The organism is Xanthomonas hortorum, assembly GCF_011305375.1.
Lineage (GTDB): Bacteria > Pseudomonadota > Gammaproteobacteria > Xanthomonadales > Xanthomonadaceae > Xanthomonas > Xanthomonas hortorum_E.
Genome location: NZ_VCME01000018.1, coordinates 113,878 through 128,954 on the forward strand (window position 1 = coordinate 113,878; position 15,077 = coordinate 128,954).

At 60.4% G+C, this 15,077-nt stretch carries 12 protein-coding genes, 1 tRNA gene and 1 pseudogene; 1 reads left to right on the top strand and 13 read right to left on the bottom strand.

From position 1 onward, the window contains the following. Positions 1 to 72: 72 nt before the first annotated feature. The 12 genes from FFY45_RS16130 to thrS form a co-directional block, all read right to left on the bottom strand. Entirely contained in the window at positions 73 to 1,527 is a 1,455-nt protein-coding gene (locus FFY45_RS16130) for an undecaprenyl-phosphate glucose phosphotransferase (RefSeq protein WP_176341201.1), read from the bottom strand. A gap of 243 nt (positions 1,528 to 1,770) precedes the next feature. Further along, positions 1,771 to 3,210 (bottom strand): GNVR domain-containing protein, encoded by a 1,440-nt coding sequence (locus FFY45_RS16135; protein ID WP_176341202.1) that lies wholly within the window; start codon positions 3,208 to 3,210, stop codon positions 1,771 to 1,773. Further along, positions 3,192 to 3,890, bottom strand: a complete 699-nt coding sequence (locus FFY45_RS16140; RefSeq protein ID WP_176341262.1) for a polysaccharide biosynthesis/export family protein — start codon at positions 3,888 to 3,890, stop codon at positions 3,192 to 3,194. The genes FFY45_RS16135 and FFY45_RS16140 overlap by 19 nt, the downstream gene beginning before the upstream one ends. Positions 3,891 to 4,363: 473 nt before the next feature. Beyond that, a tRNA-Pro gene (locus FFY45_RS16145) sits at positions 4,364 to 4,440 on the bottom strand. 61 nt (positions 4,441 to 4,501) lie between these two features. Then, positions 4,502 to 4,858, bottom strand: a complete 357-nt coding sequence (locus tag FFY45_RS16150) for a MerR family transcriptional regulator (protein WP_005995911.1) — start codon at positions 4,856 to 4,858, stop codon at positions 4,502 to 4,504. Then, positions 4,839 to 5,138, bottom strand: a complete 300-nt coding sequence (locus FFY45_RS16155) for an integration host factor subunit alpha (RefSeq protein WP_002811076.1) — start codon at positions 5,136 to 5,138, stop codon at positions 4,839 to 4,841. Before FFY45_RS16155 ends, FFY45_RS16150 begins: the two co-directional genes overlap by 20 nt. Before the next feature lie 21 nt (positions 5,139 to 5,159). Beyond that, positions 5,160 to 7,538: a phenylalanine--tRNA ligase subunit beta gene (pheT, locus tag FFY45_RS16160; protein WP_176341203.1), complete on the bottom strand. Its 2,379-nt coding sequence runs from the start codon at positions 7,536 to 7,538 to the stop codon at positions 5,160 to 5,162. Between the two features lie 126 nt (positions 7,539 to 7,664). Beyond that, complete coding sequence (gene pheS / locus FFY45_RS16165; RefSeq protein ID WP_176341204.1) at positions 7,665 to 8,660, bottom strand: phenylalanine--tRNA ligase subunit alpha; 996 nt, start codon at positions 8,658 to 8,660, stop codon at positions 7,665 to 7,667. Between the two features lie 290 nt (positions 8,661 to 8,950). Beyond that, positions 8,951 to 9,310, bottom strand: coding sequence for a 50S ribosomal protein L20 (rplT, locus tag FFY45_RS16170; protein WP_006449140.1), 360 nt, complete (start codon positions 9,308 to 9,310; stop codon positions 8,951 to 8,953). Positions 9,311 to 9,320: 10 nt separating this feature from the next. Beyond that, a complete protein-coding gene (gene rpmI, locus FFY45_RS16175) occupies positions 9,321 to 9,518 on the bottom strand; it encodes a 50S ribosomal protein L35 (protein WP_006449141.1) in 198 nt (65 codons plus the stop codon). Between the two features lie 240 nt (positions 9,519 to 9,758). Continuing rightward, positions 9,759 to 10,301, bottom strand: a complete 543-nt coding sequence (infC, locus tag FFY45_RS16180) for a translation initiation factor IF-3 (RefSeq protein WP_080639730.1) — start codon at positions 10,299 to 10,301, stop codon at positions 9,759 to 9,761. Between the two features lie 48 nt (positions 10,302 to 10,349). Further along, positions 10,350 to 12,254 carry a threonine--tRNA ligase gene (gene thrS / locus FFY45_RS16185; protein ID WP_176341205.1) on the bottom strand — a complete coding sequence of 635 codons (1,905 nt, stop codon included), beginning with the start codon at positions 12,252 to 12,254 and terminating at the stop codon, positions 10,350 to 10,352. A 378-nt stretch (positions 12,255 to 12,632) separates the two neighbouring features. Here thrS and FFY45_RS16190 point away from each other — a divergent pair. Further along, a pseudogene (locus FFY45_RS16190) lies at positions 12,633 to 13,781 on the top strand (IS3 family transposase). A 760-nt stretch (positions 13,782 to 14,541) separates the two neighbouring features. On the opposite strand, the gene FFY45_RS22380 reads toward FFY45_RS16190, so the two are convergent. Further along, on the bottom strand, positions 14,542 to 15,057 hold the full coding sequence (locus FFY45_RS22380) for a DUF4189 domain-containing protein (RefSeq protein ID WP_176341206.1): 516 nt from the start codon (positions 15,055 to 15,057) through the stop codon (positions 14,542 to 14,544). Positions 15,058 to 15,077 lie beyond the last annotated feature (20 nt).

The following is a 15,077-nucleotide window of genomic DNA, read 5'->3' on the forward strand; positions in this document are numbered from 1 at the left end:
GCTTGAAGGGGGCGGCTGCGATGCAGCCGCCCGCGGCGCTGAACGCGCCAGGTCGCACACTTCCCACCATCATCAGTACGCGGTCTTCTGTCCGAACACACGCACCGCAGTCAGCACGATGATGCGGATATCCAGCCACAGCGACCAACGACGGATGTAGTCGAGGTCGTACTGGATGCGCTTCTTCATCGTGCGCAGTTCCGGGGTTTCGCCGCGGAAGCCGTTCACCTGCGCCCAACCGGTGATACCCGGTTTGACGTAGTGACGCTGCATGTAATGGTTGATCAGCTTTTCATAGTGGGTGTTGTGCTGCGCGGCATGCGGGCGCGGACCAACGAGCGACATGCTGCCGCCCAGCACGTTGAAGATCTGCGGCAACTCATCCAGGCTGCTGCGACGCAGGAACGCACCGAAACGGGTGATACGCGTGTCGTTCTTGGTTGCCTGCTGGATGCTGGTGCCATGGTCGTCATGCACGCGCATCGAGCGGAACTTGAACATGTAGAACTCGCGGCCGCCCAGACCATGGCGACGCTGGCGGAAGAACACCGGACCGGGCGAGCTCATCTTGACGCCTACCGCAATCGCCGCCATCAGCGGCCACAGCCCCATCAGCGCGATCACAGCCAGAACCTTGTCCTGCAGCGCCTTGGCGACCACAAAGTAATTGTCGCGATCCACGCCACCCTGACGCAGGTTGATCACCGGCACATTGCCGATCTGCTCACCGGACTGGTTCAACAGGCCGAAGTCGAACAGATCCGGCACCAGCTTGACGTTGATCGGGTAACGATCCAGACGCTGCAGCAACTGCTTGATGTGATCGCGCTCGCCCAGCGGCAACGAGATCCACACCTGCTCGACCTGGTTGTCCCTCAGATACTCGATCAACGCGTCCGGGTCGCCCAGGCACGGCAGCGACTGCCGCTGCTCGGTCACGGCGATGTCGTAAGGCGTACGGAAGTAGCCGACCAGATTCATGCCGACCCAGGGATTGCGGCTGAGGTAGTGATTGATCTTCATCACCGGATGGCGCAAACCGACCACCACCACACGCTGCACGTCCACACCTTGCGTACGCAGATGGTTCAGGAAGCCGCGCAGCACCGTGCGTGCCGCCACCAGCGAAGCCAGACCACCGACAAACCACAAGCCGATCCAGCCGCGCGAGACCTGCTCGCCCACCTGCACGATCAGCGCATGCACCGCGAACAACGCGAACACACCACCGAAGGCACCACCCAGGACCAACAACTCGCTCAACAACCCGCGACCGCGCCAGCTGCGATACAGCGGGAACAGCGCAAAGCAGATCACCGAATACAGCAAGGTGGTGGCGATCGCGACCCGATAGGGCGCCGCGGGCACCCAGGAGCCGAACACGATGCGATACGCAATCAGTCCGGAGACCACGACCATGGTCAGGTCGAAAACGCGCAGAACCAGGTCGGCTGCAGCCGAATACTTGGACAACAATCGCGGCGAGGATGTCGTGTAGGTCGCGCTACTCAAGTCTGCCAAAAGCATGGGGATGTCCTCCAAACTCGATACGGCGCATGCGGGGGAACATACGAAACGCACGCGAGCTTTCAATCATCTCCGTCGTACGATCACCGCGGTAATACCTACCGACCCCAGATCGCACGACAGCCCTTTGTTTCAACAGAGACAAACTTTCAAACGAGGGATCCCGAAACTTACGGAATCCAACTTTTTCCACGCTGAATCAGTTGTCACTTAAATTAACCACCGTTTTGCAACATCACGATGTCAGTTCAACCGCGTCTCCGGCATGGAGCCTCGCAGGAAGTAGCGCACAAGGGCCACAGCCACACCAAGGAATACGCCAAAGATGAAGCCTAAAGCGAGGTTCAATTTGAGTTTCGGTGAAGTCTTCGACGTAGGCACGTCTGCGGTATCGACGATGGTCACGTTGTTGGCGCCCACGTTGCTCGCAACACCGATCTCTTTGTAGCGCTGCAGGAGCGCATCGTAGAGCTGACGGTTGGTATCGACGTCGCGCTTGAGCATGTTGTATTGGATGCTGCGGCTCTGCAGATCCAGTTCGTTGCTGCGCAGACCGGCAATGCGCTCGTTGAGCAAACGCTCCTGCTGCACCGAGGCGTCGTAGGCGGCCTTCAACGATTGACGGATGTTGATGACCTCACCGTTGATCTGACGGCGCGACTCTTCGATCTGCGCCTTCAGGCGCTGCATTTCCGGATAGTTCGGCTTGAAGGTCGACAGCTTCTGCTGGTACTCGGTGTTCAGGCGGATCTGCTCACCGCGCAGGCTCTGGATCAACGGATTGCCCAGCACCTGCGGCAACGACATGCTGTCGCTGGTGCTGACCTGACGCCATGCCGCTTCGGCCTTGATGCGCGTGTCCTGCGCAGACGCAAGCATCGCGTTGAGATCGCCCAGGTTCTGCGCCGCAAGCGACGGCTTGTCATCGCCCATCGACACGATCTGCTCTTCGGTCGAATAGGAGACCAGCGTCTTTTCCGAATCTTCGACCTTGCCGCGCAACTGCTCCAGACGTTCGGACAGGAACTTGGTCGCGAACGACGACGCGTTCATCCGCCGCTCTTGCGTGCTGACGATGAAGACCTTGGTATAGGTGTTGGCGATCTTGGCGGCCAGCACCGGGTCCGGCGAGTCGTAGTTGACGTAGACCAGGCGCGAATTGAGGATCGGCTCGACCACCAATCCGGCCAACAGGGTGTCGGTCAAGGTGCGCTCGACGATCGCCTGGCGCGAATCGACCGACTTGCCGGCTTCCGAATTTTTGGCCGCGGCCTTCTCCAGTGCCTCGTCGACCTGCGCCTTGAACGCAGGCTCCTGATCCAGCTTGGCTTCGCGGATCACTGCACGCGCCAACGAACGGCTCTGCAGCAACTGGTACTGGGTCTGATAGAAATCGCGATCCTGCGGCGACTCCACCGGCATCAGGTTGTCGACGTTCACCACGTTGAGCGAATCACGCTCGATCTGCAGCGTGCTGGTGGCGCGGTACTTCTCCGGCATCAGCAGCGTGACGCCGAAAGCCAGCAGCACTGCAGGCAACGTGACCCCGATGATCAACCAGCGCTGCGAGACCAGCGCACGCCAGTAGTCGAGCAAACCCACATCCGCCAGCTCGAGATGCCCGTGACGATGAGAAGAAGAGGAACGATTTTCGGAATTCATACTCATCGGTAAGCGCGCCACACCATTACCAAGGGGGTCAGTTCAAGCATGGTGCGCAACCAGACGCGCGCATCCGAGCGGTACACCACAACGATATCGCCGCCGTAGATCTCCGGGTCGGGATTGGCACCCTTCTCGATCTCGGTCAGGTCGAATCTAGCGATCATCTTTTGCCCATTGACGATGCGGAAGACAATGACATTGCCGCGGCTGGCCACCGTACTGACACCCTTCGCCTGCGCAATCGCTTGCTGCAAGGTCAGGTTGGAGCCGATCACCGGATAGATCCCGGGCGCGTCCACCGCACCGGTGACCGTGACCCGGCGGCCGTTGGATTCCTCCACAAACACCGACACTTGCGGCTGCTGCAGATATCCGGCGGCGTAGCGTTCTGCGACCAGTTTTTCCAGCTCGCCCACGCCCAGGCCGGTGGCCTTGACGTCGCCGATCAGTGGCAGCGAGATGTGACCGTTCTGATCGATGCGAACCTGCCGCTCCAGATCATCGACTTGGAACACCTTGACCAACAGCAAGTCGCCCGGCGCGAGTCGATACTCTGGCTGCACTGCGGACATCGCAAGCGGATCCGGGAGCGGCAGAGAGTCCGCCATCTTCGGACCGGTGCTGCAAGCGCCCAGTGTCATCGAGCAGATCAACGCCAGGCTGAGGCCTTGGCAGAATCGTTCGATCAGTTTTTTCATGCGTGTAGCTGGCTGCCTTGATTGGTGGGACAGGAACCCGCGCAGCATTCAACCGGCCAACACGCCAGCACGAACGTACGACAGAGGAATTCATCCCGTATGACATCGGGATCACGACAGGTGTGACGTGTTGCACTGCACTATGGCATAGAAAGAAAACATCGCAAGACGCTGCACGCCATTTTTTTGACGGCGTTGGCCTATTGATTCAAGTTCGTCGTTGCGACGTTAACAAAACGTGATCCAGTTACTAATCATACGGTAATGATTTGGAGCATTTTCGGATACTTAGCACCGCTCTGTGACCCAGGTCCACAGCAGACGGGACCGTGTAAAGCGGGCTCTTCAGCCCTTTCCCCGCTGCAGCGCACTATGCCGTTCTACATATGCAGAACCCGTGCTTTAGCCTCAACATCCACATGTTGCGACGCAACAAAAAAGCCCATGTCAGTGAAGACATGGGCTCATGTGTTTGGTCGGGGTAGCCGGATTTGAACCGACGACCACTAGTCCCCCAGACTAGTGCGCTACCAGGCTGCGCTATACCCCGAAGATGCTGCACTCCGTCGCGAGGACGGCCTGCGATTATAGCGGCTTTGCTACACAATTTCCTAGCGGCGCAGCAGTTGCAACACTTCTTCCAGCTCCATGCGCACCTGCTTGATGATCTGGTTGCTCAACGCTGACTCACTCTTTGCGCCATCGCCTTCCAGGCGCAGCCGTGCGCCACCGATGGTGTAGCCCTGCTCGTACAGCAGGCCGCGGATCTGCCGCACCATCAGCACGTCGTGACGCTGGTAGTAGCGCCGATTGCCGCGCCGCTTGACCGGCTCCAGGCTCGGAAATTCGGTTTCCCAATAGCGCAGCACATGCGGTTTGACATCGCACAGCTCGCTGACCTCGCCGATGGTGAAGTAGCGCTTGGCCGGGATCGGCGGTAGCTCGCGATTACTGCCCGGATCCAGCATAAGCCTCCACCCGCTCCTTGAGCTTCTGGCCTGGACGGAAGGTCACCACCGTGCGGGCCGAAATCGGAATTTCCTCGCCAGTCTTGGGATTGCGACCGGGCCGTTGATTCTTGCGCCGCAGATCGAAGTTGCCGAAACCGGACAACTTCACCTGACGGCCCTGCTCCAGCGCATCGCGCAGCACATCGAAGAAGGCGTCGACAAATTCCTTTGCCTCGCGCTTGTTCAGACCGACCTCGTCGAACAGACGTTCGGCCATCTCCGCTTTCGTCAATGCCATGCCAATCCCCTGGTTACCGCCTCAACTCCGAATCCGGGCGCGGTGCTCGCGCTCGATCACGACCACCACATCGGCAACGACTGCGTCGACGTCCCGGTCGGTGAGAGTGCGCGAGTTATCCTGCAAAATCAAGCCCATAGCCAGACTCTTGAAACCTGGCTCGACCCCCTGCCCGACATAGCGATCGAACAGCTGCACCTCGCGCAACAACGGGCCAACCGTGGTGCGCACACTGGCAGACAGCGCCGCCCAGCTCACCTCTTCCGGCACCAGGAAGGCCAGATCGCGACGCACCGAGGGGAACCGCGACAGCTCGCCGGCACGCGGCAGCGCACGCTGCACCAGCGGCGTCAATTGCAGCTCGAACGCGATCACGTCCACATCAATCTCCAGCAACTTGGCCAGACGCGGATGCACCTGCCCGATCCAGCCGATGCAGGCGCCGTCGCGATAGATATCGGCCGAGCGTCCCGGATGTCCGAACGGCTGCGTGGAAGGCTGGAAATCCAGCAGCGCGCCACTGGCCGCGGCCAGCGCCACCAGATCGCCCTTCAGATCGTGGAAATCCACCTTGCGCGCGGGCTCGCCCCACTGCAGCGCCAAGGCATCGCCACAGACTGCCGCGGCGACGTGCTGCGCTTCCTGGGGTGCGGCGCCTGTCTCGGCGGACGCGGCGAACACCTTGCCCAGCTCGAACAGGCGCACCCGCCCGGCCTGGCGGGCGGCGTTGCGGCCCAGCGTCGCCACCAGACCCGGCAACAAGCGCGGACGCATGATTGCAAGCTCCGCACTGAGCGGGTTCGCCAGCGGCACCAGGCCATCGGTCAGCTGCCAGCGCTCCAACAGACTTGCATCGACAAAGGCGTAATTGATGGTTTCCTGCAGCTCGCGCGCCACCAGCTGGCGACGCACGCTGAGTTCGTCCAGCTGGGTTTCGCTCGGCATCGCGATCCGGCTTGCGCCACCGGGCAGCGTGGTCGGCACACGGTCGTAGCCGTGGATACGCGCCAGCTCTTCGATCAGATCTTCTTCGATGGCGATATCGAAGCGACGGCTCGGCGCCATCACCTGCCAACCTTCGGCCACCGCGTCGAGCTGCATGCCGAGCGCAGTGAGAATGCGCGCAACCTCGGCATCGTCGATCTGGATGCCGAGCACGCGCGCGATCCGCGCACGCCGCAGCAGGATGCGCACCGGCTGCGGCAAATGCTGCGGCAATTGCGCATGTACCACCGGGCCCGGCGTCCCACCGGCCAGTTCCAGCACCAGCCGCGTGGCCACTTCGATCGCCTGTGGCGGCAAGGCCGGATCCACACCACGCTCGAAGCGATGACCGGCATCGGTATGCAACCCGAGCTTGCGGCCACGGCCCATGATCGCGGCCGGGTCGAAATACGCCGATTCCAGAAATACATTGCGCGTGGCCTCGGTGACACGCGTATCCAGCCCGCCCATCAGACCGGCCAGCGCAACCGGCCGGCCTGCATCGGTGATGGTCAGGAAGCTATCGTCCAAGGTGACCTGACGTCCATCCAACAGCGCCAGCTGCTCGCCACTGCGCGAACGCCGCACACCGATCGGCCCCTGCAGCGTGTCCAGGTCGAACGCATGCATCGGCTGACCGAGCTCCAGCATCACGTACTGGGTGATATCCACCAGCAGCGACACCGGACGCACGCCACAGCGACGCAGCCGCTCCGCCAACCACACCGGCGTTTTTGCCGCCGGGTCGATGCCTTCGATCACGCGACCGCAGTAACGCGGCGCCTCGTTGCCGGCCTCCAGCTCCACTGACAAGGTACGCGTCGACACCGGCGCCACCGCGCCCGCATCGAAGGCCACCACTTCGCTGGCGCACGCTGCGGCCACATCGAAGGCGATGCCGCGCACGCTGAAACAATCGGCGCGATTGGGCGTGAGCTTGATCTCGATGCTGGCATCGGGCAGACCCAGATACTCGGCCAAGGCCTGACCCACTGGCGCATCGTCCGGCAGCTCGAACAGGCCGGACGCATCGCTGTCCAGACCCAGCTCTTTGGCCGAGCACAACATGCCGTTAGACGCCACACCGCGCAGCTTGGCTGCGGTGATGGTCAGCGCACCGATCTGCGCACCGACCAGCGCCAACGGCGCCACCAGACCGGTACGCGCATTGGGCGCGCCGCACACGATCTGCAGCAACTCGCCCTGCCCTGCGTCGACGCTGCAGACCTGCAGACGATCGGCTTCCGGGTGACGCACCGCCTCGACGATGCGCGCCACCACTACCTGACCCAGGGCCTCGCCCAACGGCGTGACCTCTTCGACCTCCAGACCGATCGCCGTCAGCGTCGCGGCAAGTTCGTCGCGGCTGGCCTGGATGGGAACGTGGCTGCGCAGCCAATTTTCAGAGAATTTCATGAGGAGCCAGGAATCGGGAATGGAGAATGGGGAATCGAACAAGCGGGGATGCCGGGCCTTCGGAATGGGACCTGCAGAGCGCGTGGCTGTTGCGATTCCCCATTCCCAATTCCCGATTCCCCGCCGTCAGCCAAACTGCCTGAGAAAACGCACATCGTTCTCGAAGAATGCGCGCAGGTCGTTGACGCCGTAGCGCAGCATCGCAAAGCGCTCCACGCCCAGGCCGAACGCGAAGCCGGTGTAGCGCTCCGGATCGATGCCCACGCTGCGCAGCACGTTCGGGTGCACCATGCCGCAGCCGAGCACTTCCAGCCAGCGCGTGCTGCCATCGGGCTGCTGCCAGGCGATGTCCACTTCCGCACCCGGCTCCACGAACGGGAAATAGCTGGGGCGGAAACGCATTTCGAAATCGCGCTCGAAGAACGCACGCACGAACTCGGACAAGGTGCCCTTGAGGTCGGCGAAGTTGGAATGCTCGTCCACCAGCAGGCCTTCGACCTGATGGAACATCGGCGAATGGGTCTGGTCCGAATCGGAGCGGTACACCTTGCCGGCCGCGATCATGCGTAGCGGCGGTTTGTGTGCATCCATGTAACGCACCTGCACACCGGAGGTATGAGTGCGCAACAGGCGGCCATCGCCGAAATAGAACGTGTCGTGCATCGCGCGCGCCGGATGGTGCGGCGGAAAATTCAAAGCTTCGAAGTTATGCCAGTCGTCCTCGATCTCAGGACCATCGGACAGCTCATACCCCAGGCGCGCAAAGATCTCGACGATGCGCTCGAGCGTGCGCGTGACCGGATGCAATCCACCGCGTTCGCTGCGACGCCCCGGCAAGGTGACGTCGATGCGCTCGCCGGACAGACGTGCGTCCAGTGCAGCGTTTTCCAGCGTGTGTTTGCGCTCTGACAGCGCAGCGGTCAGCGCGTCGCGCGACAGGTTGATCGCTTCGCCAGCGGCCTTGCGCTGATCGGCTGGCAGCGTGCCGAGCTGCCTGAGCTGGGCGGTAATACTGCCGCTCTTGCCCAGCAACGCGACGCGCAGCGCCTCCAGTTGGTCCGGCGTCTGTGCGGCGGCGACATCTGCCAACGCGCGCTCGGTCAGGGATTGAATCTCACTCATTGCACTCGCGCCTCAACTGCTCAGCCGAACGGTGTTTCCGGACATACCGGAACGCATTGCCACGTATCTTGCCAGCCATCGAATCGACCGATGCCGGCTGTCTAAAACGCAGAAGGGGAAGGACTCGCGCCCTTCCCCCCTGCATATCTGCGTTTCATCACCAAAAGCGGGCACACGGATGTGCGGTTGCTCGAGATGATCTACCCCTTGCAACAGTCCGCACATGGATGTGCGGGCTCTTGCGAAGGACTCGCACCAACGATGTGCGAGCTCCTGCGAGGGACCTGCATTTACGCCGCCAGCGCGCCCTTTGCCTTCTCAGCCAGCGCGGCAAAGCCGGCGGCATCGTGCACGGCGATATCAGCCAGCACCTTGCGGTCCAGGGTGATGCCTGCCTTGAGCATGCCATTCATGAAACGGCTGTAGCTCAGACCATTGATGCGGGCAGCCGCATTGATGCGGGTGATCCAAAGCGCACGGAACACGCGCTTCTTCTGCTTACGGCCAATGTAGGCGTACTGCTGTGCCTTGATGACCGCCTGCTTGGCAACGCGGAAGACCTTACGACGGGCGTTGTAGTAGCCCTTCGCCAGATTCAGAATTTTCTTGTGGCGGCGGCGCGCCTGCACACCACGCTTTACTCGTGCCATGGTTCAGTCCTCAGAGATAGGGAAGCATACGATCGAGACGGCCTGCGTCCTCGGGACGGACGTGGTTCGTCTGCCGCAAGTTGCGCTTCCGCTTGGTCGCTTTCTTCGTGAGGATGTGGCTACGGTTTGCGTGGCCGCACTTGTACTTGCCGGAGGCGGTCTTGCGGAAACGCTTGGCCGCCGCCCGGTTGGTCTTGATCTTGGGCATTGCAATGTCCTTGATGGTGTTTTGTCACTGACCCGGGCGGCAGTCTTGCGACCACGCTTTCCATCCTTGCCCTTGCCTGCTTGTAAGTCCGTGATCGAACACGATCCGGACAGGTCCTGTACCGCTTGCACGGCGCCACGGTAAAACCGGGCCGCGCAGTATGCCCGTTGCCGGGAATTCTTGCAAATCGCTGCTGTCCTCGCTGCGACCGACCCCGCCGGGGCTGGCCGCAACGCGGGATCAGATCTTCTTCTTGGGCGCGATCATCATGACCATCTGCCGCCCTTCCAGGCGCGGACGCGACTCGATGACGATGTCTTCGCCAAGATCGGCCTCGATCCGGGACGCCATTTCGCGGCCCAGCTCCTGGTGGCTCATTTCGCGGCCACGGAAGCGGATGTTGACCTTGACCTTGTCACCCTCTTCCAGGAAGCGGCGCATGTTGCGCAGCTTGATCTGGTAGTCGCCCTCGTCCGTGACCGGACGGAACTTGAGTTCCTTGATCTCGACCTGCTTGGTCTTCTTCTTGGCCTCGTTGGCCTTTTTCTGCTGCTCGAACTTGAACTTGCCGAAATCCATGATCTTGCAGACCGGCGGATCGGCCTGCGGCTGGATTTCGACCAGATCCAGGCCTTCTTCCTCGGCCTTGGCGAGCGCTTCGTCGCGCGACAACACGCCGACCATCTCTCCGTCGCTGCCGATCACGCGGACGCGCGGCACGCGGATTTCTTGGTTCTTGCGGTTCTGTTTGTTGTCAGGGGTACTGATATTGCAATCTCCCAGGGGAATCGAACCGGCGCATCCGGATCATCCAGACCGGCCGGGGTTGGCTCACGCTGCCTGCTCTGCCTGCAGACGTTCGACGAAGGCCGAGACCGTCATGGTCCCGAGGTCTTCTCCCGAACGTGTCCGCACGGCGACGGCACCATTTTCCTTCTCGCGGTCACCGACCACGAGCAGATAGGGCACGCGTTGCAGCGTATGCTCGCGAATCTTATATCCGATCTTCTCGTTACGCAAATCGGCGTTTACACGGAAGCCTTGATTTGCAAGGGTTTTCCGAACCGAGTCCACATAGTCTGCCTGGGCATCGGTGATATTTGCGACAACGACCTGGACCGGGGCGAGCCAGGAGGGGAAGGCGCCGGCGTGGTGTTCGATCAAAATGCCGATGAAACGCTCCATCGAACCGACGATCGCCCGGTGCAGCATGACCGGATGCTTTTTCTGGCTGTGCTCATCCACGTACTCGGCGCCAAGGCGCCCAGGCATCATGAAATCGACCTGCATGGTACCCAGCTGCCAGGTGCGGCCGATGGCGTCCTTGAGGTGGTACTCGATCTTGGGGCCGTAGAAGGCGCCCTCGCCCGGCAGCTCCTGCCACTCCACTCCGCACACGCCCAGCGCGCTGCGCAGCGCGGCTTCGGCCTTGTCCCAGGTCACATCGTCGCCCAGGCGCTTTTCCGGGCGCAACGCGATCTTGATCTCGATATCGTCGAAGCCGAATGCGGTGTAGACCGCCAGGGCCTGCTGATGGAAGGCGGTGACTTCGGCTTCGATCTGCGATTCCAGGCAGAACACATGCCCGTCGTCCTGGGTGAAGCCGCGCACGCGCAAGATGCCGTGCAGCGCGCCGGAGGGCTCGTTGCGGTGGCACGCACCGAACTCGCCGTAGCGGATCGGCAGATCGCGATAGCTGTGCAGGCCCTGATTGAACACCTGCACATGGCCCGGGCAGTTCATCGGCTTGACCGCGTAGGTGCGCTTCTCCGACTCGGTGAAGAACATCGCGTCCTGGTAGTTGTCCCAGTGGCCGGATTTCTGCCACAGCGACACGTCCAGAATCTGCGGGCAACGTACTTCGCCATAGCCGCTGTCGCGATAGACCTTGCGCATGTATTGCTCGACCACCTGCCACAGCGACCAGCCCTTGGGGTGCCAGAACACCAGGCCCGGCGCCTCTTCCTGCAGATGGAACAGGTCCTGTTGCTTGCCGATGCGGCGATGGTCGCGCTTGTCGGCTTCTTCCATGCGCAGGATGTAGGCGTCCAGCTGCTTCTTGTCGGCCCAGGCGGTGCCGTAGATGCGCTGCAGCTGCTCGTTCTTGGCATCGCCGCGCCAGTAGGCGCCGGAAATACGCGTGAGCTTGAACGCCTTGAGGAAGCGCGTGTTGGGCACGTGCGGGCCGCGGCACATGTCCACGTATTCCTGGTGGTAGTACAAGCCCATCGCGGTGATGTCGTCGGCCATGTCCTCGATCAGGCGCAGCTTGTACTCCTCGCCGCGCTGGGCGAACACCTCGATCACCTCGGCGCGCGGGGTGACTTTCTTGATCACCTCGTAGTCCTGCGCGATCAACTCCTGCATGCGCAGCTCGATCGCGGCCATGTCGTCGGGCGTGAACGGGCGTTCGCTGTAGATGTCGTAATAGAAGCCTTCGGCAATCACCGGGCCGATCACCATCTTGACCTCGGGATACAGCTGCTTGACCGCATGCCCGACCAGATGCGCGCAGGAGTGGCGAATGATCTCCACGCCTTCGGCGTCCTTGGCGGTGATGATGCGCAAGCTGGCGTCATGGTCGATGACGTCACTGGCATCGACCAGTTGGCCGTCCACCTGGCCGGCGATGGTGGCCTTGGCCAAGCCGGCGCCGATCGACTGGGCGACCTGCATCACCGAGACGGGGGATTCGAATTCGCGGCGGCTGCCGTCGGGGAGCGTGATGTTGATCATGGGCAAGAATGAGGTCTGTGCTGGCTGCAGCGCGACGGCTGCAAGGGAGATCTGCCCACTGCGGGACAGGCTCGGATAGGGATGCGGCGAGAGGTGGTGCAGAAAGAACGCCGTGCGGGCGCCGTGCGAACTGGCGCGGCCGGAATCAGCAGTGGGCGGTGGTAGTGCTCATGTCGCACGCTAGGCCGGCGCGGGGCGCGGGCCACCTTCTCGCAAGTGGTCTTGAAGACGAATGGTAAACCAATCAGCGCGGCGTTGCGCGTTGCGGCACGGGGCCGGCTGGCGCCTGGCATGAGGCCGGCCACCTGTCGTGCCAGTGCCTAGCATGATCATCAAGGGTAAAGCTTGTCAGCCTCCCGCAAAATTGATCCAGCCATAATTCTAGAGGTCTCCGGCACACTAACCACCAAGGAGACCAACGATGCGCAAGAGCAGTTCACTGAGAGCCAGATCGTCGCCACGTTGAAGCAGGTCGAGGGCGGCCGCCAAGTCAAGGATGTCTGTCGCGAGCTGGGTATTTCCGATGCGACCTACTACGTCTGGAAATCCAAGTACGGCGGCATGGAGGCCGCTGATGTGCAACGCCTTCGCGACCTGGAGACCGAGCACGGCAAGCTCAAGCGCATATACGCCGAGCTTGCGATGGAGAACAGTGCACTGAAGGATGTCATCGCGAAGAAGCTGTAGACCCGGCGCATAAGCGCCCGCTTCTTGCCTGGCTCATCGAGCAGCATGGCTGGAGCGAGCACCGGGCATTTGCGGTGGTTGGCGTGGCTCGCTCGACGGCGTGCTATCAGCGCCGTCCTGATCGGGATGAGGAGGTCATTGCGCTGTTGTCCGAATTGGCCGAACGCTTTCCCGAGCGTGGATTTGGAAAACTCTTTCAGACCATCCGCCGTCGCGAACATGTGCGGAATCACAAAAGGGTCTGGCGCGTGTACTGCCTGATGAAACTCAATCAACGTCGCCGCAGCAGGCGCCGGGTCCCGACCCGTCACCCACAGCCGCTGGCATGCGGAGAGCGACCCAATGCTGGATGGTCAATCGACTTCATGTCCGATGCGATGTGGATGGTCGGCGTTTCCGCACGTTCAATGTCATCGACGATTTCAGTCGGGAAGCCTTGGCGATCGCAGTGGACTTGAATCTTCCGGCCGCCAGCGTCATCCACACCTTGGAACGCATCGCGGCCTGGCGCGGCTATCCCGCCAAACTTCGCTTGGACAATGGCCCGGAGTTTGTCGCATTAGCCTTGGCCGAGTGGGCCAAGCGCAAAGGCATCGCATTGGATTTCATTGAGCCGGGACGGCCGATGCAAAACGGTTTCATCGAACGCCTCAACGGCAGCTTCCGGCGCGGTGTGCTGGACATGCACATCTTCCGCACGCTGAGCGAGGTTCGCGAACAGACCGAACACTGGCTGCCGACTATAACTAGCAGATCCCGCACGACAGCCTGGGCGGACTAACGCCCGCCGAGTTCCGTGATCAACATCCACCGCAGACCTCAAATTTTAGCTGGCATTGAATCACGGGGAGTCGACACATCCATCCCAGGCTCTCGTCTACTTGATCTTCAGGCGTCTTGTTTTCGCCCGTGATCGCGTAAGCGACTCGCCATCCCGATCGAAGCCGCAATCATGACAACGAACGCTCCTACACATCATCACGCCACACGCTTCCAGTTTTGTAGAACCAAGCCTAAGTAGAAACTTTTTAAAAACCCAACCGCATCTTGCCAAACTTCTCGTTAATTCGCTTACCCTCTCCACTAGTCTCGGAGCTGCAGGAGTCTAGATACGATTGACGAGCATTCTTAGTTTTGCTCTCACTGTAACCATGCCGATCAAAACGAACTATTTTAAAGTAATCCGCCATCGGTTCAGCGCAACTTTTACCTGTACTTACGCCCGCTAGTTTTCCAGACATGCACATCAGCGTGGTACAAGAATCCCCAGCGATTGATGGGCCGCTAGCCAACATTAACAGCATCGCAAACAGCGAAATCGATCGCATAAATCCCTCCAATTATTTTCAACCAACTAACTTTCACTTAAAATTCGCGAGTGCAGTCATAACCAATTTTTACTTTTATTCACTCACCAGCCCTTCGACGTCGATATTTTGGGAATATAAGCCTACTACATGACGAATGAAATTTTCAACGCTAACCACCACACTTACTACAGCTAGCAATAGATCCACTTATCGTAACCTATCAAATCGCCCCAGCACTCAGGAAATCATTACTTATTGAATATGAACTCGTAATAGAACGGCTTTTGATCTCAATATCTGAAAAAAGCAGGCCTACTGCACGCAGAATAAACTGCTTTGCAATCGCCTCCGCCCTCATTGCAATTATTGACCGCACGCGTTTTCGCGTAGTTTTCATCCTGAGCTAGACCAGTTGAAGCAGGCTTACCCTTAATAGAGGGCCACGCTAGAGCTATGCATTGATTGCTATAGGTTGTTACGAGTTTGCATTTCTTTGAATCTTCCACCGCGCAAGTGCTAATCGCTTTAGAAGCTGCGTCGGACTTGCTCTTCAAGTCTGAGGACGTCCCAACGCTACCAGTCGAATCATCGATGGCAATAGCTCCCCATCGCGACTCCCATTTTCCGGTGGGAATCGCCCTGGGTGCAGGAACCTCGTTACTGTATCCACCACTACTGCTTTCGGTAGGACCACACATTGCAGAACCAGCCGCGGTGCCAATTGGACAAGCTGTCTGTGCAATGACCCCATTTACAGAAACACCCGAAAAGAAAATGATGCTAAAAATAACAAAGGCTATCTTCATCTGACACCGCCAAATTTTTA

What these genes read in the sequence shown, in the direction of transcription:
- FFY45_RS16130 (WP_176341201.1), bottom strand. Translation starts at nt 1,527, where the DNA reads ATGCTTTTGGCAGACTTGAGTAGCGCGACCTACACGACATCCTCGCCG.
- FFY45_RS16140 (WP_176341262.1), bottom strand. Translation starts at nt 3,890, where the DNA reads ATGAAAAAACTGATCGAACGATTCTGCCAAGGCCTCAGCCTGGCGTTG.
- FFY45_RS16150 (WP_005995911.1), bottom strand. Translation starts at nt 4,858, where the DNA reads ATGCTGGATCCGGGCAGTAATCGCGAGCTACCGCCGATCCCGGCCAAG.
- FFY45_RS16155 (WP_002811076.1), bottom strand. Translation starts at nt 5,138, where the DNA reads ATGGCATTGACGAAAGCGGAGATGGCCGAACGTCTGTTCGACGAGGTC.
- pheT (WP_176341203.1), bottom strand. Translation starts at nt 7,538, where the DNA reads ATGAAATTCTCTGAAAATTGGCTGCGCAGCCACGTTCCCATCCAGGCC.
- pheS (WP_176341204.1), bottom strand. Translation starts at nt 8,660, where the DNA reads ATGAGTGAGATTCAATCCCTGACCGAGCGCGCGTTGGCAGATGTCGCC.
- rplT (WP_006449140.1), bottom strand. Translation starts at nt 9,310, where the DNA reads ATGGCACGAGTAAAGCGTGGTGTGCAGGCGCGCCGCCGCCACAAGAAA.
- rpmI (WP_006449141.1), bottom strand. Translation starts at nt 9,518, where the DNA reads ATGCCCAAGATCAAGACCAACCGGGCGGCGGCCAAGCGTTTCCGCAAG.
- thrS (WP_176341205.1), bottom strand. Translation starts at nt 12,254, where the DNA reads ATGATCAACATCACGCTCCCCGACGGCAGCCGCCGCGAATTCGAATCC.
- FFY45_RS22380 (WP_176341206.1), bottom strand. Translation starts at nt 15,057, where the DNA reads ATGAAGATAGCCTTTGTTATTTTTAGCATCATTTTCTTTTCGGGTGTT.